The 26,331-nt window shown below is 67.2% G+C and carries 24 protein-coding genes; 19 read left to right on the top strand and 5 right to left on the bottom strand.

Annotation, left to right across the window (positions count from 1 at the left end):
- Positions 1–5 precede the first annotated feature (5 nt).
- The 6 genes from ASD28_RS11385 to ASD28_RS11360 are packed head-to-tail and all read left to right on the top strand — an operon-like array spanning position 6 to position 6,562.
- Positions 6–440 carry a chemotaxis protein CheW gene (locus ASD28_RS11385; protein ID WP_229412187.1) on the top strand — a complete coding sequence of 145 codons (435 nt, stop codon included), beginning with the start codon at positions 6–8 and terminating at the stop codon, positions 438–440.
- Complete coding sequence (locus ASD28_RS11380) at positions 437–1,600, top strand: protein-glutamate O-methyltransferase CheR (protein WP_056127201.1); 1,164 nt, start codon at positions 437–439, stop codon at positions 1,598–1,600. Before ASD28_RS11385 ends, ASD28_RS11380 begins: the two co-directional genes overlap by 4 nt.
- Entirely contained in the window at positions 1,597–2,277 is a 681-nt protein-coding gene (locus ASD28_RS11375) for a chemotaxis protein CheW (protein ID WP_056127196.1), read from the top strand. Before ASD28_RS11380 ends, ASD28_RS11375 begins: the two co-directional genes overlap by 4 nt.
- Positions 2,274–4,514 carry a hybrid sensor histidine kinase/response regulator gene (locus ASD28_RS11370; protein ID WP_056127194.1) on the top strand — a complete coding sequence of 747 codons (2,241 nt, stop codon included), beginning with the start codon at positions 2,274–2,276 and terminating at the stop codon, positions 4,512–4,514. Before ASD28_RS11375 ends, ASD28_RS11370 begins: the two co-directional genes overlap by 4 nt.
- Complete coding sequence (gene cheB / locus ASD28_RS11365) at positions 4,511–5,509, top strand: chemotaxis-specific protein-glutamate methyltransferase CheB (RefSeq protein ID WP_056127191.1); 999 nt, start codon at positions 4,511–4,513, stop codon at positions 5,507–5,509. Before ASD28_RS11370 ends, cheB begins: the two co-directional genes overlap by 4 nt.
- Before the next feature lie 42 nt (positions 5,510–5,551).
- On the top strand, positions 5,552–6,562 hold the full coding sequence (locus ASD28_RS11360) for a diguanylate cyclase domain-containing protein (protein ID WP_056127182.1): 1,011 nt from the start codon (positions 5,552–5,554) through the stop codon (positions 6,560–6,562).
- A gap of 3 nt (positions 6,563–6,565) precedes the next feature.
- Here the strand turns inward: ASD28_RS11360 and murB are convergent, their stop codons facing one another.
- Positions 6,566–7,591: a UDP-N-acetylmuramate dehydrogenase gene (murB, locus tag ASD28_RS11355; protein WP_056127177.1), complete on the bottom strand. Its 1,026-nt coding sequence runs from the start codon at positions 7,589–7,591 to the stop codon at positions 6,566–6,568.
- Positions 7,592–7,672: 81 nt separating this feature from the next.
- Between murB and ASD28_RS11350 the strand changes: the two genes are divergently transcribed.
- From ASD28_RS11350 to ASD28_RS11340, 3 genes are all read left to right on the top strand, one after another.
- Complete coding sequence (locus ASD28_RS11350) at positions 7,673–8,158, top strand: YajQ family cyclic di-GMP-binding protein (RefSeq protein ID WP_056127174.1); 486 nt, start codon at positions 7,673–7,675, stop codon at positions 8,156–8,158.
- Between the two features lie 129 nt (positions 8,159–8,287).
- Positions 8,288–9,553 (top strand): nitronate monooxygenase, encoded by a 1,266-nt coding sequence (locus ASD28_RS11345; protein WP_056127172.1) that lies wholly within the window; start codon positions 8,288–8,290, stop codon positions 9,551–9,553.
- A gap of 106 nt (positions 9,554–9,659) precedes the next feature.
- Positions 9,660–12,053, top strand: coding sequence for an EAL domain-containing protein (locus tag ASD28_RS11340; RefSeq protein WP_056127170.1), 2,394 nt, complete (start codon positions 9,660–9,662; stop codon positions 12,051–12,053).
- Here the strand turns inward: ASD28_RS11340 and ASD28_RS11335 are convergent, their stop codons facing one another.
- Complete coding sequence (locus ASD28_RS11335) at positions 12,054–12,992, bottom strand: hypothetical protein (RefSeq protein WP_056128357.1); 939 nt, start codon at positions 12,990–12,992, stop codon at positions 12,054–12,056.
- 222 nt (positions 12,993–13,214) lie between these two features.
- Between ASD28_RS11335 and ASD28_RS11330 the strand changes: the two genes are divergently transcribed.
- The 4 genes from ASD28_RS11330 (at position 13,215) to ASD28_RS11315 (ending at position 17,861) form a co-directional block, all read left to right on the top strand.
- Positions 13,215–14,603 carry a sensor histidine kinase gene (locus tag ASD28_RS11330; protein WP_056127168.1) on the top strand — a complete coding sequence of 463 codons (1,389 nt, stop codon included), beginning with the start codon at positions 13,215–13,217 and terminating at the stop codon, positions 14,601–14,603.
- A gap of 71 nt (positions 14,604–14,674) precedes the next feature.
- Positions 14,675–15,454, top strand: a complete 780-nt coding sequence (locus ASD28_RS11325; protein ID WP_056127166.1) for a LytTR family DNA-binding domain-containing protein — start codon at positions 14,675–14,677, stop codon at positions 15,452–15,454.
- A gap of 78 nt (positions 15,455–15,532) precedes the next feature.
- Positions 15,533–16,684, top strand: coding sequence for a PAS domain-containing sensor histidine kinase (locus ASD28_RS11320; RefSeq protein ID WP_056127164.1), 1,152 nt, complete (start codon positions 15,533–15,535; stop codon positions 16,682–16,684).
- Positions 16,685–16,838: 154 nt separating this feature from the next.
- The gene (locus ASD28_RS11315; RefSeq protein WP_056127162.1) at positions 16,839–17,861 is read left to right on the top strand and encodes a porin; all 1,023 of its coding nucleotides are present in this window, start codon (positions 16,839–16,841) and stop codon (positions 17,859–17,861) included.
- A 33-nt stretch (positions 17,862–17,894) separates the two neighbouring features.
- Here the strand turns inward: ASD28_RS11315 and ASD28_RS11310 are convergent, their stop codons facing one another.
- Positions 17,895–18,551 carry a class I SAM-dependent methyltransferase gene (locus tag ASD28_RS11310; RefSeq protein WP_056127160.1) on the bottom strand — a complete coding sequence of 219 codons (657 nt, stop codon included), beginning with the start codon at positions 18,549–18,551 and terminating at the stop codon, positions 17,895–17,897.
- Positions 18,552–18,555: 4 nt separating this feature from the next.
- On the bottom strand, positions 18,556–19,497 hold the full coding sequence (locus tag ASD28_RS11305) for a CysB family HTH-type transcriptional regulator (protein WP_056127158.1): 942 nt from the start codon (positions 19,495–19,497) through the stop codon (positions 18,556–18,558).
- Between the two features lie 161 nt (positions 19,498–19,658).
- Here ASD28_RS11305 and ASD28_RS11300 point away from each other — a divergent pair, with 161 nt between their 5' ends.
- The 6 genes from ASD28_RS11300 to cobA are packed head-to-tail and all read left to right on the top strand — an operon-like array spanning position 19,659 to position 25,721.
- Complete coding sequence (locus ASD28_RS11300; RefSeq protein WP_056127156.1) at positions 19,659–21,347, top strand: nitrite/sulfite reductase; 1,689 nt, start codon at positions 19,659–19,661, stop codon at positions 21,345–21,347.
- Positions 21,340–21,918 (top strand): DUF934 domain-containing protein, encoded by a 579-nt coding sequence (locus ASD28_RS11295; RefSeq protein ID WP_056127153.1) that lies wholly within the window; start codon positions 21,340–21,342, stop codon positions 21,916–21,918. Before ASD28_RS11300 ends, ASD28_RS11295 begins: the two co-directional genes overlap by 8 nt.
- 19 nt (positions 21,919–21,937) lie before the next feature.
- Complete coding sequence (locus tag ASD28_RS32730; protein ID WP_056127151.1) at positions 21,938–22,657, top strand: phosphoadenylyl-sulfate reductase; 720 nt, start codon at positions 21,938–21,940, stop codon at positions 22,655–22,657.
- Between the two features lie 36 nt (positions 22,658–22,693).
- A complete protein-coding gene (gene cysD, locus ASD28_RS32725) occupies positions 22,694–23,632 on the top strand; it encodes a sulfate adenylyltransferase subunit CysD (protein WP_056128354.1) in 939 nt (312 codons plus the stop codon).
- The gene (locus ASD28_RS11280; RefSeq protein WP_056127149.1) at positions 23,632–24,972 is read left to right on the top strand and encodes a sulfate adenylyltransferase subunit 1; all 1,341 of its coding nucleotides are present in this window, start codon (positions 23,632–23,634) and stop codon (positions 24,970–24,972) included. The genes cysD and ASD28_RS11280 overlap by 1 nt, the downstream gene beginning before the upstream one ends.
- A 17-nt stretch (positions 24,973–24,989) precedes the next feature.
- Positions 24,990–25,721, top strand: coding sequence for a uroporphyrinogen-III C-methyltransferase (cobA, locus tag ASD28_RS11275; protein ID WP_056127147.1), 732 nt, complete (start codon positions 24,990–24,992; stop codon positions 25,719–25,721).
- Between the two features lie 139 nt (positions 25,722–25,860).
- Here cobA and ASD28_RS11270 read toward each other — a convergent pair whose 3' ends face one another.
- On the bottom strand, positions 25,861–26,319 hold the full coding sequence (locus ASD28_RS11270; protein ID WP_056127144.1) for a hypothetical protein: 459 nt from the start codon (positions 26,317–26,319) through the stop codon (positions 25,861–25,863).
- Between the last annotated feature and the right edge of the window lie 12 nt (positions 26,320–26,331).

Raw genomic sequence — 26,331 nt, 5'->3', positions numbered from 1 at the left:
GGACGATGGTGTTCCATATCGGCCGCGAGCGCTACGCCTTGCCGCTGGCGAGCGTGCTGCGCGTGCTGCCGGTGGCGCGCCTGAAGGCGCTGCCGGGCGCGCCGCATTTCGTGCCCGGCCTGCTGGACCTGCACGGCGAGGCGATCCCCGTGATCGACCTCTCGCGCCTGGCCGGCACGCCGCCGGACGCCGTGCGCTACGACACGCGCATCCTGCTCGTCGAGATCATTGCTGCCGGGCGCCGGCGCCCCCTGGGCCTGAAAGCGGAGCGCGTGATCGGCGTGGCGGCCCTCGACGGCGAACTGGCCGACGCGGGCGTCGCGAGCGCGCCGTGGCTCGGCCAGGTCGCGCCCGGCGCCGACGGCATGCTGCAGCTGCTCGACCCGGAGCGCCTGCTCGCGCCCGAGGTCGAGGCCCTGCTGTTCGGAGCAGGCCCGTGAATCTCACGCTGCGCCTGCGCGCCGCCACGGGCCTCGACCTGGGCGTCGCCACGGTCGAACGGGCCGTGCGCGAGCGCATGCGCGCCGCGGGTGCCGGCATCGACTACGATCCGCGGCCGGGCACGCCCGAATTCGACGCGCTCGTCGACCTCGTCGTCGTGCCGGAGTCCTGGATCCTGCGCGACCCCGCCGTGTTCGAGACCGCGCTGCGCTTCGTGCAGGCGCGCCTGCTGACGCGGCCCGGGCGGCAGGTCCGCGTGCTGTCGCTGCCCTGCGCCGGCGGCGAGGAACCGTATTCGCTCGCGATGCTGCTGGCGCACGCGGGCATCGAATCCGCACACTGCCGCATCGACGCGGTCGACCTGTCGCGGGCCGCGATCGCCCGCGCCCGCGCCGGCAGGTACACCGGCAACGCGTTCCGCGGCGACGACCAGGGCCTGCGCGCGCGCTTCTTCACGGAGCACGGCGAGGAACACATGATCGGCGCGGCGCCGCGCGCCTACGTCGTCTTCGCCCAGGCGAACCTGTTCGACGTCGACCCGGCGCTCACGGGCACCTACGACCTCGTGTTCTGCCGCAACCTGCTGATCTACTTCGACCTGCCCACGCAGCAGCGGGCGGCCGCGCGCCTCGCCGCGCTGCTGGCCGACGACGGCCTGCTGCTGGCCGGCTATGCCGAAGCGCCCGCGCTGTGCCGCGCCGGCTTCGCGCCGCGCACGCCGCACGACACGTTCGCGTTGCGCAAGCATGGCCGGCGCGCGGCCGACGTCTGGCGCGCGCCGCCCCGCCCCGCCGGGCGTCCGGCAACCCGCCCGTCCGCGCCACCGCCGCCGCCGCCGCGCGACCTGCTGGCCGAAGCGAAGGCCCACGCCGACGCCGGCCGGCTGGCGCACGCGGAAGACGCCTGCCGCGCGCTGCTCGCCGTGCGCGCGGACGATGCCGAAGCGTGGTTCCTGCTCGGGCTCACGGCCGAATGCACGGGCCGGCCGCAGAGTGCGCAAGACTGCTGGCGGCGCTGCGTCTACCTCGATCCCGACCACTACGAAGCCTTGTGCGGGCTGGCCCTGCTCGCCGAACAGCGCGGCGACGTCGCCCAGGGCGCCAGCCTGCGCGAGCGCGCCGCGCGCGTGCATGCGCGGCGCGGGAGGCAGCACGCATGAAGCACCTGCCGGTCCGTGCGTGGGACGAGGAGGCCTGCTGGCGCGGCATCGGCGTCGCGGGCGACCGCAGCTGTCCCGAGCTGGCAACCCACGTCCATTGCCGCAACTGCCCCGTGTACGCGGGCGCCGCCCAGCACAACCTGCAGCGTCCCGTCGATGCCGACTACCGCGATGCCTGGGCGCGCGAGCTGGCCCGTCCCGAACCGCCGCCGGCGCGCACGGACGCCGCCGCGCTGGCATTCCGCGTCGGCCGCGAGTGGCTGGCCGTGGCGATGGCCCTCGCCGTCGAAGTCGCCCCGCCGGCGCCCGCGCACCGCCTGCCGCACCGCAGCCGCGGCGCCCTGCTCGGCATCGTCAACGTTGGCGGCCGCCTGTTGCCGGCCGTGTCGCTCGCGCGCCTGCTGAACGTGGACACGGACGACGTCCCGCCGCCGCCGGGCCGCCACGCGTTCGCGCGCCTGCTCGTGCTGGCCCTCGGCCCCCACCGCTACGCGCTGCCGGTCGATGAAGTCCACGGCGTGGTGCGCCACGCGCAGGACGCCATGCGTCCGACCGCCGCCAACGTGGGCCACGCGCCGCCGGGCCTCGTCGCCGGCGTGATCGCCGACGGCGCCATCGAAGCGGGCCTGCTCGACACGGCGCGTTTGCGCGCCGAGCTGGAGGCGCTGCTGCGATGAGCACGAAGGACGGGAAAATAAGTGAAGACCTGAGCGGCTACTCGATGCTGGACCTGTTCCGCATGGAGACGCGCGAGCAGATGCGCGTGCTGACGGAAGGCCTGCTGCTGCTCGAACAGGGCGCGGTCGACGCGGCCCGGCTGGAATCGATGATGCGCGCGGCGCATTCGGTCAAGGGCGCAGCCGCGATCGTCGGCCTGGAGCCGGCCGTGCGCCTCGCGCATGCGATGGAAGACGTGCTCGTCGCGGCGCAGGAAGGCCGGGCCCAGCTCGACGCGAGCGGCGTGGACGTGCTGCTGGGCGCCGTCGACGTGCTGCAGCAGCTGGCGGAAGCCGATGGCGCCAGCGCGCCGCGCGGCAACCGTATCGCGGCCACGGTCGCGGCACTGGGCTCCCTGCACGGCCAGGGCAAGGCGCCAACCGCTGCCGCCCCGCCGCCGGCGCCGGTACCCGCATCGCCGCCCGGCCCGGCGCCCGCACCGGTCGACCCGCCCTCCCGGCAAGCGGGCAGCGACGAGCTGCTCACGCTGGCCGGCCAGGCACGCCTGCACGCGGGCCAGCTGCGGCCGTGGATCGCCGGGCTGCAGCGCTACAAGCGCCACCAGCGCGCCGTCTACGAGGCGCTGGACGACCTGCAGGACGCGATCCGCGCGACGGGCGACGCGCGCCTGGCCGAACTGGCGCAGCGCGTGGCCGACCGCGCCGCGCCGCTGCGCGACACCCTGCACCGCACGATCGAGGGCGCCGAGCGCTACGAACGGCAGGCGCTGACCGTCTCCACGCGCCTCGCCGACGAGGTACTGGCCCTGCGCATGTGTCCCTTCGCGGAAGGCGTGCACGCGCTGCCGCGCATGGTGCGCGACCTGGCGCGGGGCCTCGGCAAGGACGTGCGCGTGGAGATCGCGGGCGCGGACACGCTCGTCGACCGCGCCGTGCTGGCGCGCATGGAAGGGCCGCTGCACCAGCTGCTGCGCAACGCCGTCGACCACGGCATGGAGCTGCCGGCCGAGCGCACGGCCGCCGGCAAGCCCGCCCACGGGACGATCCGCCTGGAAGCGCGCCACCGCGGCGGCATGCTGGCGCTGGCCGTCGCGGACGACGGCCGCGGCGTCGATCCGGAGCGCATCCGCACGGCCGCCGTGCGCCGCCAGGTGGCCGCGCCCGCGTTCGCGGCCGAGCTGTCCCAGGCGGAGCTGATGGAATTCCTGTTCCTGCCCGGCTTTTCGCTGAAGGAAAGCGCGAACGAACTCTCCGGGCGCGGCGTGGGCCTGGACGTCGTGCGCGACGCCGTGCAAGGCCTGGACGGCACCGCGCGCGCGGAATCGGCGCCGGGCGCGGGCTTTACCACCGTGATCACCTTGCCGCTCACGCAATCGATCGTGCGCGCCCTCGTCGTCGACGTGGCCGGCGAGGCTTACGCGCTGCCCATCGCGCGCGTCGAAGGCGTGCGCCGTGTGCCGGCCGGCGCCGTGCGCACCCTGCACGGCCGCCAGTACGTCGACGCGACGGACGGCAGCGGGCAGCTGGGCCTCGTCGCTGCCAGCCAGGTGCTGGCGCTGGGCGAGGCCGTGGCGGGAGTCGACCTCGTGCTGGTCGCGATCGGGACGGGGCGCGAGCGCTACGGCCTCGTCGTCGATGCCGTGCGCGGCGAACAAAGCCTGACCGTGCAGCCGCTCGAGCCGACGTTCGGCAAGCTGCGCGACATCGCGGCCGCCGCCCTGCTCGACGACGGCACGCCGGTGCTGATCCTCGACGTGCCCGACATGCTGCACTCGATCGCGCGCCTGCTGGACGGCGGCGCGGCGCTGCGCCTGGGCTTCGTCGCGGGGGAGTCCGCGGCCGGCCGCGCGCGGCGCGTGCTCGTGGTGGACGATTCGCTCACGGTGCGCGAGATGCAGCGCAAGCTCCTGGCCGCGCGCGGCTACCACGTGGACGTGGCGCTGGATGGCCTGGACGGCTGGAACCAGTTGCGCGGGGCCGACTACGACCTCGTGATCACGGACATCGACATGCCGCGCCTGGACGGCATCGGCCTCACGGAACGCATCCGGCGCGACCCGCGCCTCGCCCGCCTGCCGGTGATGATCGTGTCGTACAAGGACCGTCCGGAAGATCGCGCGCGCGGCCTGGAGGCCGGTGCCGATTATTACCTGGCCAAGGGCGCCTTCCACGACGCCACGTTGCTGGATGCCGTGCACGACCTGGTCGGCGGCGCCCACGAAGACAGGACGCCATGAGGATAGGCATCGCCAACGACAGTGCCACCGCTTCCGAAGCCCTGCGCCGCGCGCTGGCGATCGGCGGCGAGCACCAGGTCGCGTGGGTGGCGCGCACGGGCGCCGACGCCGTGCGCCTGTGCCGCGACCTGCCGCCCGACCTCGTGCTGATGGACCTCGCCATGCCGGTGCTGGATGGCGTCGAGGCCACCCGCCGCATCATGCGCGAGGCGCCGTGCGCGATCCTCGTCGTCACCGCCGCGCCCCAGGACAACGTGGGCCAGGTGTTCCGCGCGCTGGGCGCCGGCGCCCTGGACGTGACGGCGACGCCCGTGCTGCTCGGCCGCCCCGGCGGCGAGGCCGCCCTGCTCGCGAAGATCCGCACCATCGCGAAGCTGATCGCGGGGGCGCCGGTGCCCGCCGGCAGCGCGGCCGTCCCGGCGCCGGCCGCGCCTTCCGGGTCACCGGTTGCGCGCCTGGTCGCCATCGGCGCCTCCACCGGCGGGCCGATCGCGCTGGCGCGGCTGCTGGCACGGTGGCGCCCGCCGGCCGACACGGCCGCCGTCGTCGTGCAGCACATCGATCCCGCCTTCGCCGGCCAGCTGGCGCGCTGGCTGGGCGAGCAGGCCGGCGTGCCCGTGCGCGCCATCGCGGGCGGCGAACCGGTCGAAGGCGGCGTCGTGCAGGTGGCGGCCAGCGACGACCACCTGCGCCTCACGCCCGAACGCCGCCTCGTCTATGACGCCCATCCGCGCGACGAGGTCTACCGGCCGTCGGTCGACGTGTTCTTCCACTCGGTGGCGCGGTACTGGACCCGCAACGCCACCGGCGTCCTGCTCACCGGCATGGGCCGCGACGGCGCCGCGGGCCTGCTCGCGATGCGCCAGGCCGGCCACGCCACCATCGCGCAGGACGAGGCCACCTGCGCCGTGTATGGCATGCCGCGCGCGGCGGCCGAACTGGGGGCCGCGGAGAAAATTTTACCGCTTGACAATATCCCTATCGCATTAGGGTAAAATGACGCCCGCCATTCATTCCAGTCCCGCCAACGATTCCCGATGTCCGCAGTCAGCCACTTCCAGGGCCGCGAACGAGACGACGCCGACTACAAGGTGCGCGTGCTGCTCGTCGACGACCAGATCATCATGATCGAAGCCGTCCGCCGCATGCTTGCGCGCCACGACGACATCGAATTCCAGTTCGTCACCGACGCGCGCGCGGCGCATGCGGCCGCGCTGCGGCACCGGCCGACCGTGATCCTGCAGGACCTCGTCATGCAGGGCGCCGACGGCTTCCAGCTGATCCGGGCGTACCAGGAGGACGAGGCGCTGCGCGACATTCCCGTGGTCGTGCTGTCCACGCGCGACGAAGCGAAGCTGAAGGCGCACGCGTTTGCCATCGGCGCGCATGACTACCTCGTCAAGCTGCCCGACGAGCTGGAACTGGTGGCCCGCATCCGCCACCATTCCGCCGGCTACATCAGCGGCCTGCAGCGCGACGCCGCCTACCGGTCCCTGAGCGCGAGCCAGGAGAAGCTGGCACGCGTCAACGAGGAATTGCGCCGCCTGGCCGCGCTCGATGGCCTCACGGGCATCGCCAACCGCCGCCGTTTCGACGAGGCCGTCCACGTCGAATGGCAGCGCGGACGACGCCAGCAATCGCCGCTGGCGCTGCTGCTGTGCGACGTCGATCATTTCAAGCTGTACAACGACCACCTGGGCCATCCGGCCGGCGACCTGTGCCTCAAGAAGGTGGCCGCCGTGCTGACCGGCCAGTTGAAGCGCCCGGCCGACCTGGCGGCGCGCTACGGCGGCGAGGAATTCGCGCTGCTGCTGCCGGACACCGACCTCGCCGGCGCCCTGCGCGTGGGCGAAGCGTGCCGCGCGGGACTCCAACAGCTGGCGCTGCCGCATCCGGGGGCGCCGTGCGGGTATGTCACGATGTCGATGGGTGTGGCCTGCATCGTGCCGGGCGAGGACGACGGCCCGGACGACTTCATCGCGCGGGCCGATGCCGCGCTGTACGACGCCAAGCGCAGCGGCCGCAACCGGGTGTCCGCGGCCGGGTGAGCCTTACACCAGCACGGGTTCCGGCTCGAGCCGCACGCCGAAGCGCGCCTCGACGTCGGCCTGGATGGCGCGTGCCAGCGCCATGATCTCGCCCCCCGTCGCGCCGCCATTGTTGACCAGCACGAGCGCCTGCTTTGGATAGACGCCCGCGCGTCCGAGGTTTTTTCCCTTCCAGCCGCAACGGTCGATCAGCCAGCCCGCGGCCAGCTTTTCGCTGCCGTCCGGCTGGGCATGGTGCACGAGGTCCGGCCACGTGGCCAGCAGACGCGCGCAGTGCTCGCGCGGCACGACCGGATTCTTGAAGAAGCTGCCCGCGTTGCCGATCTCGGCCGGATCGGGCAGCTTGCGGCGCCGGATCGCGATGACGGCGTCCGCCACCGCGCGCGCGGTCGGCGCGGCGATGTCCTGCACCGCCTGCGCCAGTTCCGCATAGCGCAGGTTCGGCGTCCACGCGCGCGGCAATGCGAACGTCACGTCCAGCACGACGAGCGTGCTGCCTTCCGCATGCTTGAACACGCTGTCGCGGTAGCCGAAGCGGCAGGCCGCCGCGTCCATGGTGCGGATCGACCCGTCCGCGAAGTCGAACACGGTCAGCGAGTGAAAACTGTCCTTGACCTCGGCCCCGTACGCGCCGATGTTCTGGATCGGCGACGCGCCGACCGTGCCCGGGATCAACGCCATGTTCTCCAGGCCGCCCAGGCCCTGCGCCAGCGTCCATTCCACGAACGCATGCCAGTTCTCGCCGGCTTGCGCGCGCACGAGGATGGCGCCGGCCGTCGCGCCGACGATCTCCCTGCCTTCCAGCCCCATGTGCAGCACGAGGGCATCGACCTCGTCGCGCGCGATCAAGAGGTTGCTGCCGCCGCCGAGCACGAGGCGCGGCAGCGCGGCCAATTGCGCATCGGCGGCGACGGCCTGCAGCTGGGCCGGGTCGGTCACGCGCAGGTAGCGCCGGGCGCGCGCGGGGATGCGGAACGTGTTGAAAGGGGCGAGGGAAACGTCGGTGGACAGGGGCAGGTCGGCTGGCATGGCTGGGGCGGGTAGTGTTTGGCGCATTATAGTGGTTACAATATCGCCATTCACTCTCAATTTGTGCAAGGAAAGAACACAATGCCATCGTTTGATGTGGTCTGCGAAGCAGACATGGTCGAAGTCAAGAACGCCGTCGAGCAATCCAACAAGGAAATCGGCACCCGCTTCGACTTCAAGGGCAGCTCGGCCAAGGTCGAGCAGAAGGAACGCGAGATCACCGTGTTCGGCGATTCCGACTTCCAGCTCGGCCAGGTGCGCGACGTGCTGTTGAACAAGATGACCAAGCGTAAGGTCGACGTGCGCTTCCTCGACGAAGGCAAGGTCGAGAAGATCGGCGGCGACAAGGTCAAGCAGGTGCTCAAGGTACGCAACGGCATCGAGACCGAAGATGCGAAGAAGATCACCAAGCTCATCAAGGAAAGCAAGATGAAGGTGCAAGCCTCGATTCAGGGCGAAACCGTGCGCGTCACCGGCAAGGATCGCGATACGCTGCAGGAAGCGATCGCGCTGCTGCGCAAGGACGTGAAGGATCTGCCGCTGGAATTCAACAACTTCCGCGACTGAACGTTTCCTGCCCGCTCCGCACGACCGTGCGGCAAATGGAGCTCTCGACCCGTCCCCGCGTGGGGTAAAATGCGGGGCGTGCGAACACGCCGGTCGGCGGCGTTACCTATAACAACGAGTTGAATAGCAATGAAACGTGTTGATGATTTCCGCCTGCGTTTGGGCAACAAGGAATATGTGCCCATCATGATCGGCGGAATGGGCGTGGATATCTCTACGTCGGAGCTGGCCCTGGAAGCGGCCCGTCTGGGCGGTATCGGCCACATTTCCGATGCGATGGTGCCGGACGTGTCGGACCGCAAGTTCGACACCAGCTTCGTCAAGGAAAAGACCAAGCTGTACAAGTTCAACATCAACAACATGGACAAGTCCGTCGTCCAGTTCGACCTCGACCGCTTGGCCGAGGCGACGCGCCTGCACGTGGGCGCGACCATGGCGGCGAAGAAAGGCGATGGCCTGATCTTCGTGAACTGCATGGAAAAGCTGACGATGAACGCGCCCAAGGAAACCCTGCGCACCCGCCTGTCGGCGGCGCTGGACGCGGGCATCGACGGCATCACGATGTCGGCCGGCCTGCACCTGGGCTCGTTCGAACTCATCAAGGACCATCCGCGCTTCCGCGACGCCAAGCTGGGCATCATCGTCTCGTCCGTCCGCGCGCTCCAGCTCTTCCTGCGCAAGGTGTCGCGCCTGAACCGCCTGCCCGACTACGTGATCGTGGAAGGCCCGCTGGCCGGCGGCCACCTGGGCTTCGGCATGGAAGACTGGAAAGACTACGACCTGCACACGATCATGGACGAGATCCATGCGTACCTGGCCGCCGAAAAACTCGACATCCCGCTGATCGCCGCCGGCGGCATCTTCACGGGCAGCGACGCCGTGTCGTTCCTGGAAAAGGGCGCGGACGGCGTGCAGGTGGCGACCCGCTTCACCGTGACCCACGAATGCGGCCTGCCGGATTCCGTCAAGCAGGAATATTTCCGCGCCAGCGAAGAAGACATCATCGTCAACGGCGTCTCGCCGACGGGCTATCCGATGCGCATGCTGAAGCAGACGCCGGCGATCGGCTCGGGCATCCGTCCCGGCTGCGAATCGTACGGCTACCTGCTGGACGCGACGGGCAACTGCGCCTACATCAATTCGTACAACCGCGAGGTGCAGGCGAATCCGGGCCAGAAGAATATCCAGGTGTTCGACAAGACCTGTTTGTGCACCCACATGCGCAACTTCAATTGCTGGACCTGCGGCTCGACGACGTACCGCCTGAAGGACACGACGCACAAGCTGTCGGACGGTACCTACCAGATCCTGTCCGCCGAACACGTGTTCAAGGATTACCAGTTCAGCGTGGACAACCAGGTCGCGCTGCCGCCGCGCCAGGAAGCGGCCGCCTGACGGCTACCAGACCGATGGAAAGGCGTGCTGCGGCACGCCTTTTCTTTTGGCGGAACGGAAGCGCGGCCACGCGGTCCAACGGGTTCCATCGACACCGGGAGCCGGCATGCACGAATCCGAACCGCCCAGCCGGTGCGTCTTTCTCACCGACGAGACCGGGACCATCCAGGCCTGGAACGACGGCTGCGCCGCCGTGTTCGGAGTCGGCGCCGGGCAGGTTCTCGGCCACCCCATCACCACGCTGTTCACGCCACCTGGACGCGATGCCTGGAGCGCCGGCTGGCGCGCCCTCACCGGCCATCCCGAAGGGGCCGAAGTCCACGTCGAACTCATGTGCGCGCGCGGGCGCGTGCTCGAAAGCACGTTGACCCTGGCGCCGCTGGTCGATGCCGAGGGCCGCGCACACGACTGCGCCGTCGCCGTCGCCACCGGCTGCGCGCGGGGCGGCACGGAAGCCGAGCGGGTCGCGCGCACGCCGCTGTCCGCCATCGTCGATACCTTCCCCGGCACCTTTTACGTGCTCAATCGCGACGGCCGCTTCGTCCTCTGGAACCGGAACCTCGAAAAAGTCACGGGGATGACGCCGGATGAACTGGGCGCGACGCGCGCCCTCGACCTCATCGAACTGCCGCAGCGCGCGCCGCTGGCGGACGGCATCCGCGACGTGTTCGACGAAAACGGCGAACTGAAGCTGGAGATCGACTTCGTATCGCGCAGCGGCCGCGAGACGCCCGTACTGCTGAACGGGACGAAGATCCGCTGCAACGGCGGCGAATACCTGGTCGGCACGGGTATCGACGTGGCCGAGCGGCGCGCGCACGAACAACAGCTGCGCCTGCGCGAACGCGCGCTGCACGCGGCCAGCAACGGCATCCTGATCACCCGGCTGGACCACGGCCAGAGCGTCATCGAATACGTGAACCCGGCCTTCGAGCGCATCACCGGTTATTCCGCGGACGAGGTCATCGGCACGGACCCGCGCTTCATGGCCGCGCCCGGCATGGACCTGGCGGAGCGGGCCCAGTTGCGCGGCGCGATCGCCGCGCGCATGGGCGCCAAGGTCGTGCTGCGCAACCTGCGCAGGAACGGCGAGCTGTTCTGGAACGACCTCTCCATCACGCCCGTGCAGGACGAGCACGGCGACGTCACGCACTACATCGGGGTGCTCACCGACGTCACCGCCACCATGCTGCGCACCGCGCACCTGGAGCACGAGGTCAATCACGATCCGCTGACGGGCCTCGCCAACCGCAACCTGCTGTGGGACCGGCTGGAGCAGGCGCTGCATCTCGCGCAGCGCCACAAGTCGCTCGTGGCGACCGTACTGATCGACCTCGACAACTTCAAGACCATCAACGATACGTTCGGCCACGAGGCGGGCGACGTCGTGCTGAAGGTCGTCGCCCGCCGCCTGCAGGCGTCCGTGCGCGACAGCGACACGGTGGCGCGCATGTCCGGCGACGAGTTCGTGCTGATCCTCGCCAACCAGCCCTCGCTGCGCTTCACCCTGCGCATGGTCGAGCGGCTGCGCCAGAGCTTCGCGATTCCCGTCGCCTTCAACAACCGCGAGATCCCCGTCGGCGCGAGCGTGGGCGTGTCGCTGTACCCGCACGACGGCGCCACGGCGGCGGAGCTCGTGCGCGCGGCCGACCTCGCGATGTACCACGGCAAGGGCAGCGGCCGCAACGACGTCCACTTCTTTTCGGCCGACATGAAGTCGACCACGGAAGCCAGGCACCGCATCGAACTGGCGCTGCGCGACGCGCTCGACCACGACGAACTGTTCCTGCTGTACCAGCCCCGCGTGGCGGTCGCGACCCAGCGCGTCGCGGGCTTCGAGGCGTTGCTGCGCTGGCGCCACCCGGACCAGGGCGTGCTGTCCCCTGCCCGCTTCCTTGCCGAGGCCGAGGAAACCGGCGTGATCGTCCCCATCGGCCAGCGCGTGCTCGACCAGGCCTGCGCCTTCGCGGCCCGGCTGCGTGCGGCCGGGTACGTGGACGTGCCCGTGACCGTCAACGTCTCGCACCGCGAATACAGCCAGCCGGGGTTTCTCGCCGGCCTGTCCGACCGCCTGACGCGTCACCGCCTGCCGCCGCGCAGCCTGCAGCTCGACCTGCGCATCGATGCGCTGATCCGCAATCCGGCACTGGGCCAGGAACTGGCGGAACAACTCCATACGTTGGGGGTCGAACTGTCCGTCGACGGCTTCGGCGCGGGCCTGTGCGACCTCGGCTTTCTGCAGCAGCTGGCGGCCACCCACGTCAAGCTGGCGCACTCGACGGTCCAGACGCTGGACGACGGCGGCCGGGCCGTGGCCAAGAGCCTGATCGACATCGGGCACAACCTGAACATGGAAGTGGTGGCCGAGGCCGTGGAAACGCGGCCCCAGCTGGATTTCCTCACTTCGCATGGCTGTGACCACATCCAGGGCATCTGGGTCAGCGAGCCCCTCGCGGCGGAGGCGGCGCAGCGCATGCTGGAGGAACAACAACCGGCGTGATCAACCCTCGCTCGTGATCCGCTTGACGAGTGCGCCGAGCACGTCTTCCGCCATGTCGTTCGACACCTGGCACGTCCCCGCATTCTCGTGCCCGCCGCCGCCGTATTCGAGCATCAGCGCGCCGATATTCGTCTTCGACGTGCGGTTGAGAATCGATTTGCCCGTCGCGAACACCGTGTTCTGGTTCTTCAGGCCCCACAGCACGTGGATCGAAATATTCGCTTCGGGGAACAGTGCATAGATGATGAACCGGTTGCCCGCATAGATCACGGGTTCCTCGCGCAGGTCGAGCACGACGAGGTTGCCGTAGACTTGCGCGCAGCGCCGGATCTGCTCCTTGCACAGCTCGCTGTGTTCGAAATACAGCCGGGTACGCTCCTGCACGTCCGGCAACTGCATGATCTGGGCGATCGTGTGATTGCGGCAGGAGTCGATCAAGTCCATCATCAGCTGGTAGTTCGAGATGCGGAAGTCGTGGAAGCGGCCCAGCCCCGTACGCGCATCCATCAGGAAGTTCAGCAGGTTCCAGCCCTGCGGATCGAGCACTTCCTCGCGCGTGAAGCGCGCGGCGTCGGCCTTGTCGACGGCATCCATCATGTCGCGCCAGCCGGCCGGGAACGCGCGCGTGGCGCCGTAGTGGTCGTAGACGACACGGGCGGCCGAGGGCGCCTTCGGGTCGATGACGTGGTTGTCGCGCCGGCCCGTGTTGCGGATCGTTTCCGATAAGTGATGGTCGAATGCCAGGTGCGCGCCGGCAACGTACGGCAAATTCGTCGTGATGTCGCGCGCACTGATCGCGATCTTGCCATCCTGCATGTCCTTCGGGTGGACGAACAGGATCTCGTCGATCAGGTCCAGATGCTTGAGGAGGACGGCGCAGACGAGGCCGTCGAAATCGCTGCGGGTAACGAGGCGGTAACGCTTGGGAACGGCAGACATCGGCAAACCCCTTTCATGTCGAGAATGAAGCATGGGCTGGCGCAGCCAGGACGTCGTTCATCATACCCCGCAATATTGCTAATTAACAGTTTTTCTATACGTCATCACGGCGTCATCAACCTGTGCATTCCAGGGCTCGAATCGTGCAGGCTGTCGCAAAGGGATGGCCGGCGTTCATGCCAGCGGTTACACTCGCCGCACCTTTTGAAAAAGATAAGTTTCATGCAAACACGGCGTTCTACCCAGCAAACTTTCTCGAATACCCTGTCGGCGCTGTACCGGGCCTTCGACGCGGTCGCGACGTGGGTGACGCAGCTGTCGTGGTGGAAGTTCTTCCTGTTCGCCGCGCTGATGCTGGTCGCCGGCAAGATTCTGCAGGATGAATTGTTCTCCAGCAGCGAGGAAGAGATCGCGCGCACGGAACACAGCGCACGCCGGCCCGAACCGACCGTCACGATCGACGACAGCGGCATCCACATCAATCCGGGCAAGAACAGCCGGCGCGGCACGATCACGATCAATCCGGAAATCGAGGCGGCCAAGGCGGAAGCGGCGGCCAAGGCCGCGGAAGCGGCGCACGCGGCGGCCGAGGGCAAGGCCGACGAGGCGCAGGCGAAGGCCGATGCCGCGGAACAGGCGGCCGCCGAGGTGCAACACGTGGCCGACGCCGCCGAGCCCGCCCCGCCCGCGCCGCCGGCACCGCCCGCCCCGCCGAAGGCGCCGGTCACCAAGACCCTGCGCGGCGCCAACGGCGAAGAGGTCCACATCGACCTGCCGCCGCAAATCGGTGAAGAATTGTCCAACGCCATCGAAGCGGCCGTCGACGACGCGGCCGAAGCGAAGGCGCGCAGCTATCACAAGCAGGCGTCGACGTGGTTCACGAGCTTTGTCTGGCTGCTGATCCTCGCCCTGTTCGGCACCAAGGCCCTCGTGGGCGGCAAGAAGCGCGCGGAGGCCGAAATGCAGTCGGCCACGGCCGCCGCCGAGCGCGAGTCGATGCAGCGCCAGCTGTCCGAAGCGAAGATGCAGGCCATGCAGGCCCAGGTCGAGCCGCACTTCCTGTTCAATACGCTCGCTTCCGTCGAACACTTGATCGAGACCAATCCGCCGCGCGCATCCGCCATGCAGCGGACACTCATCCAGTACCTGCGCGCCGTGCTGCCGCAGATGCGCGACAACAACCTCGTCACGAACCTGGGCCGCGAAGTCGACATGGTCAAGTCCTACCTCGACCTGCTCAAGATGCGCATGGAAGAACGCCTGACGGTCGAACTGAGCGTGCCGGACGGCCTGCGCAGCGCGGCGTTTCCCCCGATGATGCTGCAATCGATGGTCGAGAACGCGATCAAGCACGGCCTCGAATGCAAGCCCGAGGGTGGGCACCTGGCCGTCAGGGCCGAAGTGGTCGACAGCAAGCTGCGCGTGACGGTCGCGGACGACGGCGCCGGATTCGGCGTCATGCCCAGCAAGGGCACCGGGCTGGGCCTGTCGAACATCCGTGAGCGCCTCACATTGCTGCACGGCGAGGCCGGCCAGCTGCACATCGCCGCCAACAGTCCGAGCGGGGTGATCGCCACCATCGAGGTCCCTTATCAGCTTGCACCGAAGTAAGCATTTCGGGTATTGCTAGTAACGACAATTCGTTGAATAATCGACACTCCTTTCACTGCCTGCCCCCGACCATGCCTACCGCTATCATTGCCGACGACGAAAGACTGATGCGCGACCTGCTGCGCACCCGATTGTCCCAGGTGTGGCCGGACCTCGAGATCATCGGCGAAGCGAAGAACGGCGACGAGGCCGTGCAGCTCGTCGACGACCTGAAGCCCGACCTGACCTTTCTCGACATCCGCATGCCGGGCAAGACGGGCATGGAAGCGGCGCGCGACATCGGCGACGCCAGCCAGGTCGTGTTCGTCACCGCGTACGACCAGTACGCCGTGGAAGCGTTCGAGCGGGGCGCCATCGACTACGTGCTGAAACCGCCCGAGCCCGAGCGCCTCAAGATCACCGTCGAGCGCCTGAAGGAACGCCTGGCGACGCCCGCCCAGGCGGCCACCGCGGCCGTCAACGTCAGCGACACGGTGACCGCGATGCTGTCCCAGCTCGCCGAAAAGATCGCGGCGCCGAAGCCGAAATACCTGCAATGGATCCAGGCCAGCATCGGCCAGGACCTGCGCATGATCCCGGTCGAGGAAATCCTGTTTTTCCGTTCCGACGAAAAATATACCTGCGTTCAGACCGAGAAATTCGAGGCACTGATCCGCAAGCCGGTGCGCGACCTGTCCGAGGAGCTCGATCCGGCGCTGTTCTGGCAGATCCACCGCGCCACGCTCGTGAACGTCAACGCCATCGAAGGCGTGACGCGCGACATCCGTGGCCGGCACTTGGTGCTGATCAAGGGCCGCTCGGAAAAACTGGAAGTCAGCCGCAGCTTCCTGCACCTCTTCAAGCAGATGTAAGTCAAGCCAGCAGTTTGCACGGCGGGTAAGGTAGATGCCGGACCCGCACAGCGGGTTGTTTTCTATCAAGCAAGTTGAATGAAACGCCCGCGCCGCCCCCGCGCTTCCGGCAGGACCGCAGCCTGGCTTCTCGCCGGGTTCGCGGCCGGCTATTGGCTGGGCCGGCGCTTCCGACAGGAGCCCGACACCGTGCCGGCCAGCCGCCAGATCGTCAACCACGTCAGCGAAGCCATCATTTCCGCCGACCAATCGAACACCATCGTCATGGCCAATCCGGCCGCGGCAGCCCTGTTCGCCACGAGCGTCGAGCAGATGGTGGGGAGTCCGCTGGGACGCTACATCGAGCCGCCGAACGCGGACGTCGACGAACCCGTGGACTATTTCCGCCCCGGCAGCGGCCGCGCGGGCCGCCGCGCCACCGACTACACGGTCATGGGCCTGCGCGGCGATGGCGAACGCTTCCCCATCGAGGGTTCCATTTCACGCACCAACGGCAACGCGCCGTTCTACACGGTCGTCATGCGCGACGTCAGCGACCGCAGCCGCGTGCAGGAAAAACTCACGCGCTCGCACGACCAGCTGCGCCAGCTGTCCGCCGCGCTGCAGACCATCCGCGAGGAAGAGCGCACCCACATCGCGCGCGAACTGCACGACGACCTCGGCCAGCTGCTCGCATCGCTGCGCATGGACCTCACCCTGCTGCAACACGCCGACGGCACGCCCAGCGAAAGCCTGCGGCTGATGCGCGGCATGGAAGACAATCTGCTGACCGCGATCACGTCGCTGCGCCGCATCGCCACCAACCTGCGTCCGCGCGCGCTCGACGAAGGCGGCCTGTATTTCGCGCTGCAGGGCCTGCGCGACGATTTCATCGAACGCTACGCCATCCCCACCACCCTGCTGGCCGACGAGGCCGAACTGCGCCTGGATGACACGGCCAGCACGGCCATCTTCCGCATCGTGCAGGAAGCGCTGACGAACATCGCCCGCCATGCGCAAGCCACCCGCGTCATGATGAATCTGTTCCGGCTGAACAGCGACCTGCTCATCACGATCCGCGACGATGGCCGCGGAATCCGTCCCGAAGACATGGAAAAGGCGGAATCCCTGGGCCTGATCGGCATGCGCGAACGGGTCTGGGCGATGAAGGGCGAGATCTCGATCGGCACTGACGAGCCGCAAGGTACCCGCATCGACATCGTGCTGCCGCTGCACGATCACCTCGTGTAATCCTGTTGTCACACATTGATGACAACGCGAATGTGGCAATTTCACAACATTTCGCTGTGTCATCAAATCGACATATCGCTTCGATAAGATGCCTGCCAATCAAGCAATAGACCACATTGTTTGAGTCGTCCGACATCTTATTGGAGAATCCTGAATGCAAGTCAAACGCCTGGCCGCAGCCGTGGTCGCCCTCACCCCCCTGTTCGCCGCCGCCCAGACCAACGTGACCCTGTACGGTGTCGTCGACGCCGCCATCGAGTCCGGCGACGCCGGCAATCCGGATGGCCGCCACACCAACGTCCAGTCGGGCAACCAGTCGGGCAGCCGCTTCGGCTTCCGCGGTTCGGAAGACCTGGGCAACGGCCTGAAGGCCATCTTCAACCTGGAAGCGGGCGTCGCCGTCGACACCGGCGCGCAGGATTCCTCCGGCCTGTTCCAGCGCCGCGCCGTCGTCGGCCTGGAAGGCGCCTTCGGTACCCTGACGCTGGGCCGCGAGTACTCGCCGATCGCCGTCGTGGCCGGCGCCTCCGACGAATTCGGCCAGGGCTTCTACGGCACCAACCTGTCGGCCTTCGGTTCGGGCAAAGTGACCCGCCGCCTGGCCAACTCGGTCAACTACAAGAGCGCCTCGTTCAACGGCTTCGACCTGCTGGCCACGTATTCCGCCGGCGAAAAGACCACGGGTCCGTCGGGCGACCTGAAAGGCATCGGCGCCGAATACAAGATGGGCGGCCTGTACCTGGGCGCCGCCTACCACACGCTGAAGCGCGTCTCGTCGGGCAACGACAAGGAATACGGTGCGGGCGCCGCCTACACGTTCGCCGACGTCGGCGGCCTGGAGATCAAGGCCAACTACCTGTCGGCCGATCCGGACGGCGTGAACAACAAGTTCAAGCAGTACAACCTGGGCGCCGGCTACCCGTTCGGCCCGAGCAAGGTCTACGTGAACCTGCAGCAGAACAAGCTGGAAAACGGCGCCAAGGGCAATGCCTGGGCACTGGCCTACAGCTACTCGCTGTCGAAGCGCACGAACCTGTACGCGTCGTACGCCAACATGAACAACAACGGCCTGGCCACCTTCGGCCTGAACTCGGGTTCGAACAACCTGACCCCGGCCGCGACGTCGCTGGGTGGCGATCCGTCGGTGTTCACCGTCGGCATGCGCCACGCGTTCTAAGCGCTGTGCGTGGGCACAAAGTGCCCACCTTTCTTATTTCAGGCGGCAGGTGAGCATCCAGTAATAGGTCAAGCGCTCGATCCGGATCTCCCTCACCTCGCCGCCCAGCCGCTTGCGCAGCGCGCTGTCGGCCGGATAATTCTTCGGCAACTCGAACCGCTCGCCATCCGGCGCGGCGACGATTTCATACGTATTGCCTTGCGCATCGGTGCGCGCGATGGTCGTGCTGCTGCCCTCGACGTAGGCGTCGTCCAGCAGGATCAGAGCAACGTCGTGGCCGAGCCGGACGCGCAACTGGGCCAGCAGCGCGTCCTGCTCGTCGCGCTTCAGGTGCGACCACCAGAAGCCGATGAACACGCAGGAGAACGTGCCCAGGTCCTCGGGCAGGTCGAGCCCGTCCACCTTGCGGAACGCGACCTTACCCTCCGGAAAACGGCGGGTTGCGGCGCGGGCGATCATCTCGTCGAGGATATCGGTCGCCAGCACCTTGTCGGCGTTGGCGGCGATCACTTCCGTCCAGTAGCCGGTGCCGCAAGCCAGTTCCAGCACGGTCTGCCCGCGCACCAGTTGCGCGATGCGGTCGCGTACCTTCGATAAGTCGTTGGCGCGTTCCGCCCGCGACAGCGCGGCGTCGGCCGCCTGCGTGCTGCTCGCGTAGTAACGCGCGACGGGGTCATTCTGTCGATTCATGGTATTAAAGCTCGTAATTGTCACTGGTGCCGCGCATGGCGGACTCGACCATCTTGCGGTTGAGCGTGGGGGCCAGCAGCTCGATGAACGTATAAATATAGCTGCGCAGGTAGGCGCCCTGCTTGACGGCCACGCGCGACACGTTCATGCCGAACAAATGCCCGACGGGAATAGCGCGCAGGTTGCGGTCGCGTTCCTGGTCGAAGGCCATGCCGGCGATGATGCCGATGCCCATGCCCAGCTCCACGTACGTCTTGATGACGTCGGCGTCGATCGCTTCCAGCAGGACGTCCGGCTTGAGGTTGCGCAGTTCGAACGCATGGTCGATCTTGCTGCGGCCCGCGAACGCGGCGTCATACGTGATCAGCGGGTAGCCTGCGATCTCTTCCAGCGAGATCGCCTTCGATTTCGTCAGCGGGTGCTCGTGCGGCACGACGAGGACGTGTTCCCATTGATAACACGGCAATGTGATCAGGCCGTCGACCGCCGCGATCGATTCCGTCGCGATGGCGAGGTCGGCCTGGTCGTTCTTGACCATGTCGGCGATCTGGCGCGGATTACCTTGCAATAAAGACAACCTGACTTTCGGGAAACGCTGCATGAACGCCTGCACGACCTTCGGCAGCATGTAGCGCGCCTGCGTGTGCGTGGTGGCGATGGTGAAGCTGCCGCTGTCCTGGGCGGCGTATTCCTTGCCGATGCGCTTGAGGCTGTCGATCTCCTGCATGATCAGCTCGACAGATTGCAGGACGAGGCGGCCCGGTTCCGTCAGGCCGCGGATGCGCTTGCCGTGGCGGGTGAAGATGTCGACCCCGAGCTCCTCTTCCAGCTCGATGATGGCTTTCGACACCCCGGGTTGGGACGTGAACAACGCCTTGGCGGCGTCGGTCAGGTTGTAGTTCTGGCGGACCGCTTCGCGCACGAAACGTAGTTGGTGTAGGTTCATTGCCCTTATCTTGTCAATCTGATGCCGCATTTTACAAGGATGCTTATACCGCAGGCTCATATAAGCAAATAAATTCTCCGTCGTTTGGAATATAGCTGGATTTTATTAATATTCGGGATAGTTTGGGTCAGGATTGGCCCGCCCCCTTAGGAATCTTGCCCATGTACCGTTACGACCAATACGACCATCTCATCGTACGTGAACGCATCGCCCAGTACCGCGACCAGGTACGGCGCCGTCTCGCCGACGAGCTGACCGAAGAAGAATTCCTGCCGCTGCGCTTGCAGAACGGCCTGTACATGCAGCGTCATGCCTACATGCTGCGCATCGCCGTGCCGTACGGCCTGCTGTCGACGGCGCAGATGCGCATGTTCGCCCACATCGCCCGCAAGTACGACCGCGGCTATGGCCACTTCACGACGCGCCAGAACATCCAGTTCAACTGGATCGAGCTGGAACAGACCCCGGACATCCTGACCGACCTGGCCTCGGTCGAAATGCACGCGATCCAGACGTCGGGCAATTGCATCCGTAATACGACGACGGACGAATTCGCCGGTGTCGCCGCCGACGAGATCGTCGATCCGCGCCCGTACGCCGAACTCATCCGCCAGTGGAGCACGTTCCACCCGGAATTCATCGCCCTGCCCCGCAAGTTCAAGATCGCGATCAATGGCGCCGTGGAAGACCGCGCCGCGATCGCCGTCCACGACATCGGCCTCACCGCCGTACGCAACGACGCGGGTGAAGTCGGCTTCAAGTTCATGGCTGGCGGCGGCCTGGGCCGTACGCCGATCATCGGCAGCGTGATCAACGAGTTCGTGCCCTGGCAGCACCTGCTGACGTACACGGAAGCGATCATGCGCGTGTACAACCAGTTCGGCCGCCGCGACAACAAGTACAAGGCCCGCATCAAGATCCTGGTAAAAGCCGTGGGCGCCGAGGAATTTGCGCGCATGGTCGAGGCGGAATTCGCCGACCTGAAGGATGGTCCGGAAACGCTGACCCGCGAGGAAGTCGAACGCGTGGCGCAATGGTTCAATCCGAAGCCCTACCTGACCCTGCCCAGCATCGATCCCCGTGCGGAGCATGCCGACAACAAGGCGTTCGCCAACTGGGTGCAGCGCAACGTCAAGCCGCACAAGGTGCCGGGCTATGCGTCCGTCGTGCTGTCGCTGAAGAAAACCGGCGTGCCGCCGGGCGACGCGACCGCCGAGCAGATGGATTTCGTGGCCGACCTGGCCGACAAGTACAGCTTCGGCGAACTGCGCGTGACGCACGAGCAGAACCTCGTGCTGGCCGACGTCGAGCAGTCGAAACTGTTCGAGATCTGGCAGCAGGCGAAGGCGCGCGGCCTTGCGACGCCGAACATCGGCCTGCTGACCGACATGATCTCGTGTCCGGGCGGCGACTACTGCTCGCTGGCGAACGCGAAGTCGATCCCGATCGCGGCCGCCATCGCCGAGCGTTTCGACAACCTGGACTTCCAGCACGACATCGGCGACATCGAACTGAACATCTCGGGCTGCATCAACGCCTGCGGCCACCACCACGTGGGCCATATCGGCGTGCTGGGCGTGGACAAGGACGGTTCCGAGTGGTACCAGGTGTCGATCGGCGGCGCCCAGGGCAACGAGTCGGCCATCGGCAAGATCATCGGCCCGTCGTTCTCCGCACCGCAGATGCCGGAAGTCATCGGCCGCCTGCTCGAAGTCTATGTGAAGAACCGCGTCGACGGCGAACGCTTCGTCGACGTGGCGCAGCGCCTCGGTGTCGCGCCGTTCAAGGAACATGTGTATGCCACGCCGATCCCGGCCGGCGCATTGGTTGGGGAAGACGAATATGCCTAATTTCGAATTGCACTCGCACAAGCAGATCATCAAGCACCGCGAGGTAGTCGATGACGACTGGAGCGTCCTGAAACTCGTCGAAGACGGCACCCCGGAAACGGTTGAAGTCCCGGCCGGCAAGATCATCGTCCCGTTGAAAGTCTGGCTGGCGCAGCGCGAGCAGCTGCTGGGCCGCGCGGAGCGTCGTGAACTGGGCATCTGGTTCGCGTCGGACGAGCTGGCGAACGCGGTCAAGGACGACCTCGACAAGTTCGCCGTCGTCGCCGTCGACTTCCCGAAATTCACCGATGGCCGCGGCTATTCGATCGCCTACAATCTGCGCAAGCGCCTGGGCTACCAGGGCGAGCTGCGCGCGATCGGCGACGTGCTGCGCGACCAGCTGTTCCAGATGTACCGCTGCGGCTTCAACGCCTACGCAACGCGCCAGGACCGCAACATCCATGACGCACTGAAAGGCCTGACGGTATTCTCGGCAACCTACCAGGCGGCGGTCGACACGCCGCTGCCGCTGTTCCGCCGCCACGAGCGCGGCGCACTGCCCGAGCACAGCGACGTCGGCGCCGGCATCTGACGAGCAAACAAGGAAACCCATGAGCGACCTGAACGCGCGGGTGCATGAAACCCGCGGCATCCTGGAGCGCATTGCGCGCGATTTTTCGCCCGCCGTGTTCGCTTCCAGCCTGGCGGCCGAGGACATGGTCCTGACCGACCTGATCTTGAAGGCCGGCCTGCCGATCACCATCTTCTCGCTGGAGACCGGCCGCCTGCACAAGGAAACCCTGGCCATGATCGACAAGGTCAAGGCCCATTACGGCTACGACATCGTCGTGATGCGTCCGAAGCAGGAACTGGTCGACGAGTACGTGAGCAAAAACGGCCTGAACGCGTTCTACGACAGCGTCGAGATGCGCAAGGGCTGCTGCTACGTGCGCAAGGTCGAACCGCTGGGCCGCGCCCTCGCCGGCAACAAGGCGTGGATCACCGGCCAGCGCCGTTCGCAATCGACGACGCGCCTGGATCTGCCCGTGCAGGAAGACGATACGGCGCACGGCCTGGCCAAGTTCAATCCGCTGGCCGACTGGAGCGAAGAGGACGTGTGGGAATACATCCGCGCCAATAACGTGCCGTACAACGACCTGCACGACCGCGGCTACCCGTCGATCGGCTGCGAACCCTGCACCCGCGCGATCCAGCCGGGCGAGGACGTGCGCGCCGGCCGCTGGTGGTGGGAAAACGCCGACTCCAAGGAATGCGGCCTGCACCTCGTGGACGGCAAGCTCATTCGAATCAAATCCGTAGCCCCGGCCTAATTAATGGCCATTGAAGACATCGACAGGCTCAGCAAAATGACGACTTTTAGTGACACCCCGCTCGCGCTCAGCGACGTGAATGCGCGCCACCTGGACGCGCTCGAATCCGAAGCCATCCACATCCTGCGCGAAGTCGCGGCGGAATGCTCGAACCCCGCGCTGCTGTTCTCGGGCGGCAAGGACTCCGTCGTGCTGCTGCGCCTGGCCGAGAAGGCGTTCCGTCCGGGTAAATTCCCGTTCCCGCTCGTCCACATCGACACGGGCCACAACTTCGACGAAGTGATCCAGTTCCGCGACGCGCGCGTGGCCGAACTGGGCGAGCGCCTGATCGTCGGTTCCGTCGAGGACTCGATCAAGAAAGGTACCGTCCGCCTGCGCAACCCCCAGACGGATTCGCGCAATGCCGCGCAAGCAGTCACGCTGCTGGAAACGATCGCCGAATACGGCTTCGACGCCTGCATCGGCGGCGCCCGCCGCGACGAAGAAAAAGCCCGCGCGAAAGAGCGCATCTTCTCGTTCCGCGACGAATTCGGCCAGTGGGACCCGAAGGCCCAGCGTCCGGAACTGTGGGACCTGTATAACACCCGCGTCCACCCGGGCGAGAACATGCGCGTGTTCCCGATCTCGAACTGGACCGAGCTCGACGTCTGGCAATACATCGCCCGCGAAAAGCTGGCCCTGCCGCCGATCTATTTCGCGCACGAGCGCCAGGTGATCCCGCGTAACGGCCTGCTGGTGCCGTTGACGCCGCTGACCCCGGCCCGCGACGGCGAGGAAGTCGAGACCCGCGTCGTCCGTTTCCGCACCGTGGGCGACATCTCGTGCACGTGCCCGGTCGCATCGGATGCGGCTACCGTCGACGCCATCATCGCCGAGACGGCGATCACCCAGATCACCGAGCGCGGCGCGACCCGCATGGACGACCAGACGTCGGAAGCCTCGATGGAAAAGCGCAAGAAACAAGGATATTTCTGATGAACGCCCTGAACGAACAACTGAATCACGATAACGACCAGAGCGGCCAGGCCGGTCTGCTGCGCTTCATCACCGCCGGCTCCGTCGACGACGGCAAGAGCACGCTGATCGGCCGCCTGCTGTTCGACAGCAAGGGTATCTTCGCCGACCAGCTGGCCGCCGTGTCGCGCTCCAAGCACAAGCGCACCGTGGGCGACACGATCGACCTGTCGCTGCTGACCGACGGCCTGGAAGCCGAGCGCGAGCAAGGCATCACGATCGACGTCGCGTACCGCTATTTCGCGACGCCGAAGCGCAAGTTCATCATCGCCGACACGCCGGGCCACGAGCAGTACACCCGCAACATGGTGACGGGCGCGTCGACCGCGGACGCCGTCATCATCCTCGTCGACGTCTCCAAAGTGAAGCTCGGTGACGACGGCTCGGTGGAACTGCTGGTGCAGACGAAGCGCCATTCGACCATCGCCAAGCTGCTGCAGATCGAGCACGTGATCGTCGCCGTCAACAAGATGGACCTCGTGAACTACGACCGCACCGTGTACGACCGCATCGTCGCCGAATACACGAAGTTCGCGGACACGCTGGGCCTGAAGGACATCACGGCGATCCCGCTGTCGGCGCTGGCCGGCGACAACGTCGTCGAGCGCGGCGACAACATGACCTGGTACGAAGGCCCGACGCTGATCGAACTGCTGGAAGGCCTGTCGGTCTACGACGAGACCCACGCCGCCCCGTTCCGCTTCCCGGTGCAGCTGGTCGCGCGCCACAACGGCCACGAAGCCAACGACTTCCGCGGCTACATGGGGCGTATCGAGTCGGGCAAGGTCGCCGTGGGCGACAAGCTCGTCGTGCAACCGTCCGGCCACAGCGCCACCGTGAAGGAAATCGTGACGTTCGACGGCCCGCTGCAGCAGGCGGTCGCCGGCCAGTCGGTCACCATCACCCTGAACGAGCACGTGGACATCTCGCGCGGCGACGTGCTGGCCCCGGCCGAGCAACCGGCCACCCTGCTGAAGCAGGTGAAAGCGGATGTGTGCTGGATGTCGGACGAGCCCCTGGACGTGCGCCGCAAGTACTGGATCAAGCACGGCACGCGCCAGACGATGGCCAAGGTGAAGGCGATCGATTCCGTCCTGGACGTCAACACGCAGACGCGTCGCGCCGTCGACAACCCGGCCGAAGGCCTGACGCTGAACGACATCGCGCAGATCGAACTGACCGTGCAGCAGCCGCTGGCCGCCGACGCCTACGATGCGATCCGCGCAACGGGTGCCTTCATCCTGATCGATGAAGTTACCCATCAGACGGTCGCAGCAGGTATGATCCGTATTGACGCGTAACGAACGAAAGGGATCGCATGGCTGTACTGGGGAAGGTTTATTTGATTGGAGCCGGACCCGGCGCTGCAGATCTCATCACCGTTCGCGGAGCGCGCCTGCTCGGGGAGGCGGAGGTCGTGTTGTACGACGCCCTCGTCACCCCGGAGATGCTGGCGCTGTGCGCGCAGGCCGAGTTGATCCCGGTCGGCAAGCGCTCCGGCCAGCGCTCGACGGCGCAAACCGTCATCAATGAAAAACTCGTCGATGCCGCACAGCGCTACCAGCGCGTCGTGCGCCTGAAAGGCGGCGATCCGATGCTGTTCGGGCGCGCCGACGAGGAACTCCGTGCCCTCGAGGAAGCGGGCATCGAAGTCGAAGTCGTTCCCGGCATCACGACGGCCGTCGCCGCCGCCGCCGCGACCCTGCAGCCGCTGACCAAGCGCGGCGTGGCGCGCAGCGTTGCCTTCTTCACGTCCAGCACCGCGCCGGGCGAACCCGACCACCCTGCCCTGCCCGAAACCGACACCCTTGTCCAGTACATGGGCGGCCGCGAAGCCGCGGCCACGGCGGAACGCCTGCTGGCCGAAGGCCGCCGGCCGGACCTGCCCGTCGTCGTCGTGGAAAACTGCAGCCGCGCGGACCAGCGCGTGCGCCGCCTGACGCTGGCCGACCTGGCGCATGGGCTCGACGTGGCGCATGGGCCCGTGCTCGTCATGATCGGCGAGGCGATGGGGCACCGGCCGCACCAGTCACTCGACCCGTCAGCATAAGCACGTCATTCCCGCGCACGCGGGAATCCATGCTGAGCTTCCGAAGTCAGTCTACGTGCCGCGCTGAAATGCTTCCGAGCTGACGAATTCTGCGATTCAGCATGGGTTCCCGCCTTCGCGGGAACGACGCTTTGGTGGCTTATTCCGCCCGCGCTTCCAGCTCGGCCTCGAGCCGCTGCGCGGCCGCATGCGTATCCACCGCGATGCGGTTCACGCGCGCCAGCGCCGCCGCCAGCCGCGTCCCGCACTCTCCCCCGCATTCGCGCACATGCCACAGCGCGAGATCGCAGCGCATGCGCGCCAGTTCCGCGCGCAGGCCGGCCAGCATGCGCCGCAACGCGCCATCCGCATCGGACGCGGGACCGCCTGGGGCTCCGGCAGCCGTCAGATGGTCCTGCATGCGGGCGATGCGCGCGTGCATGCGCTGCAGGCGGCCCGCGAGGCGGTCGAGGCGGCGGGCGCAGCGCAGCTCCACCCACGCGCGCGGCATCGGCGGCAACTGAGGCAGGACCGCGCGCAGGCGGGCGAACAGGGTGGCGAGCTTGCTGGACATCGCAGCAGTCTCGGCCTTCCCTTCGCCGGCGGCCATGATGCGCAACAAACTTCGTGC

The organism is Massilia sp. Root133, assembly GCF_001426525.1.
Classification (GTDB): Bacteria; Pseudomonadota; Gammaproteobacteria; order Burkholderiales; family Burkholderiaceae_D; genus Telluria; species Telluria orientalis.
The sequence above is the reverse complement of the archived record's forward strand: the minus strand, read 5'-3'. Positions and strand labels throughout refer to the sequence as shown.

Excerpts from the sequence above, each read along its gene's own strand:
- ASD28_RS11385 (WP_229412187.1), top strand. The coding sequence starts at position 6 with ATGGTGTTCCATATCGGCCGCGAGCGCTACGCCTTGCCGCTGGCGAGC.
- ASD28_RS11375 (WP_056127196.1), top strand. The coding sequence starts at position 1,597 with ATGAAGCACCTGCCGGTCCGTGCGTGGGACGAGGAGGCCTGCTGGCGC.
- ASD28_RS11370 (WP_056127194.1), top strand. The coding sequence starts at position 2,274 with ATGAGCACGAAGGACGGGAAAATAAGTGAAGACCTGAGCGGCTACTCG.
- cheB (WP_056127191.1), top strand. The coding sequence starts at position 4,511 with ATGAGGATAGGCATCGCCAACGACAGTGCCACCGCTTCCGAAGCCCTG.
- ASD28_RS11360 (WP_056127182.1), top strand. The coding sequence starts at position 5,552 with ATGTCCGCAGTCAGCCACTTCCAGGGCCGCGAACGAGACGACGCCGAC.
- murB (WP_056127177.1), bottom strand. The coding sequence starts at position 7,591 with ATGCCAGCCGACCTGCCCCTGTCCACCGACGTTTCCCTCGCCCCTTTC.
- ASD28_RS11350 (WP_056127174.1), top strand. The coding sequence starts at position 7,673 with ATGCCATCGTTTGATGTGGTCTGCGAAGCAGACATGGTCGAAGTCAAG.
- ASD28_RS11345 (WP_056127172.1), top strand. The coding sequence starts at position 8,288 with ATGAAACGTGTTGATGATTTCCGCCTGCGTTTGGGCAACAAGGAATAT.
- ASD28_RS11340 (WP_056127170.1), top strand. The coding sequence starts at position 9,660 with ATGCACGAATCCGAACCGCCCAGCCGGTGCGTCTTTCTCACCGACGAG.
- ASD28_RS11335 (WP_056128357.1), bottom strand. The coding sequence starts at position 12,992 with ATGTCTGCCGTTCCCAAGCGTTACCGCCTCGTTACCCGCAGCGATTTC.
- ASD28_RS11330 (WP_056127168.1), top strand. The coding sequence starts at position 13,215 with ATGCAAACACGGCGTTCTACCCAGCAAACTTTCTCGAATACCCTGTCG.
- ASD28_RS11325 (WP_056127166.1), top strand. The coding sequence starts at position 14,675 with ATGCCTACCGCTATCATTGCCGACGACGAAAGACTGATGCGCGACCTG.
- ASD28_RS11320 (WP_056127164.1), top strand. The coding sequence starts at position 15,533 with ATGAAACGCCCGCGCCGCCCCCGCGCTTCCGGCAGGACCGCAGCCTGG.
- ASD28_RS11315 (WP_056127162.1), top strand. The coding sequence starts at position 16,839 with ATGCAAGTCAAACGCCTGGCCGCAGCCGTGGTCGCCCTCACCCCCCTG.
- ASD28_RS11310 (WP_056127160.1), bottom strand. The coding sequence starts at position 18,551 with ATGAATCGACAGAATGACCCCGTCGCGCGTTACTACGCGAGCAGCACG.
- ASD28_RS11305 (WP_056127158.1), bottom strand. The coding sequence starts at position 19,497 with ATGAACCTACACCAACTACGTTTCGTGCGCGAAGCGGTCCGCCAGAAC.
- ASD28_RS11300 (WP_056127156.1), top strand. The coding sequence starts at position 19,659 with ATGTACCGTTACGACCAATACGACCATCTCATCGTACGTGAACGCATC.
- ASD28_RS11295 (WP_056127153.1), top strand. The coding sequence starts at position 21,340 with ATGCCTAATTTCGAATTGCACTCGCACAAGCAGATCATCAAGCACCGC.
- ASD28_RS32730 (WP_056127151.1), top strand. The coding sequence starts at position 21,938 with ATGAGCGACCTGAACGCGCGGGTGCATGAAACCCGCGGCATCCTGGAG.
- cysD (WP_056128354.1), top strand. The coding sequence starts at position 22,694 with ATGACGACTTTTAGTGACACCCCGCTCGCGCTCAGCGACGTGAATGCG.
- ASD28_RS11280 (WP_056127149.1), top strand. The coding sequence starts at position 23,632 with ATGAACGCCCTGAACGAACAACTGAATCACGATAACGACCAGAGCGGC.
- cobA (WP_056127147.1), top strand. The coding sequence starts at position 24,990 with ATGGCTGTACTGGGGAAGGTTTATTTGATTGGAGCCGGACCCGGCGCT.